This is a genomic window from Methylobacterium sp. BTF04, from assembly GCF_010692745.1.
Classification (GTDB): Bacteria; Pseudomonadota; Alphaproteobacteria; order Rhizobiales; family Beijerinckiaceae; genus Methylobacterium.
Genome location: NZ_JAAHTB010000193.1, coordinates 1 through 1,058 on the forward strand (window position 1 = coordinate 1; position 1,058 = coordinate 1,058).

Below are 1,058 nucleotides of genomic sequence, written 5' to 3' on the forward strand. Positions count from 1 at the left end.
TAGAGCTGTTGCCGTTCAGGTTGGGTCATAAGCGTCGTATCCTGCGGCGGTTATGTAGTTTCGGCATTCGGTTGGGGGGAAGGCGTCGAAGGCGTTCTTGATGGCCTGCCAGAGGTCGGGGACGGTGCGCGCGGCGGCTGTTCGCAAGAGGGCTTTCAGCTTGGCGAAGGCCTGTTCGATCGGGTTGAAGTCCGGCGAGTAGGCGGGGAGGTAGAGGATCCGCGCGCCGGCGGCTTCGATCGCTTCGCGCACGCCGGCGACCTTGTGGGATTGCAGGTTGTCGAGGACGACGGTGTCGCCGCGTTTCAGCGCAGGAACCAGGATGTCGGTGACATAGGCTCGGAAGCGTTCGCCGTTGGTGGCCCCATCGAACAAGGTGGTGGCGACCAAGCCGCTGGTGCGCAGGGCGGCGGTGACGGTGGTGGTCTTGTAATGCCCGTGCGGCACGAGGAGCCGGCAGCGCTCACCGCGCGGCGCCCGACCGTAGGCTCGGGTCATGTTCGTCGCGGCGGCGGTCTCGTCGATGAATACGAGAGCGTCAGGATCGAGGTCGAGCTGGCTTTCGAACCACGCCTCCCGCGCGGCCTTCACGTCCGCCCGTTCCTGCTCAGCTGCGTAGGAAGCCCCTTTTTACGGGTGATGGCGTGCCGGGAGAAAAACCGCCACAGCCCGCTGACGCTCGTCCGGACACCCTGCTCGGCCAGGGTGTCGCGCAACTCCCGCAGGAACGCCTGCGGATGCTCTTCGTAGGCCTGAAGGATCCGATCGGCATGCGCTTCGATGGCGGGCACAGGTCGCTCGCCGCAAGGCGGCCGGGGCGCGATCGCGCCCTCTTCTTGGAAGCGCTCGTGCCAGCGGATCGCACTGGATGGGCCGATACCGAAGCGTTTGGCCGCCCGACGGCGCGAGGATCCTGCCTCGATCGCCGCAATCACCCGCTCACGCAGATCCACCGATAAGGCTGACGGCATCTCACTCTCCTTGGAAAGCCCGACATCGAATCAGATCCGCCGCCCGCCCGATACCCCCTGACTCAACCCAACCGGACACGGCTCTAG

General features: G+C 65.9%; 1 protein-coding gene. It reads right to left on the bottom strand.

Annotated features, from left to right (window positions below):
- Positions 1-15: 15 nt before the first annotated feature.
- Positions 16-971, bottom strand: a protein-coding gene (locus G3T14_RS24265) for an IS630 family transposase (protein ID WP_163645018.1) whose coding sequence is annotated in 2 segments (ribosomal slippage) — positions 16-626 and positions 626-971 — 957 coding nt in all. Because the reading frame shifts where the segments join, the coding sequence is not laid out codon by codon here.
- Positions 972-1,058 lie beyond the last annotated feature (87 nt).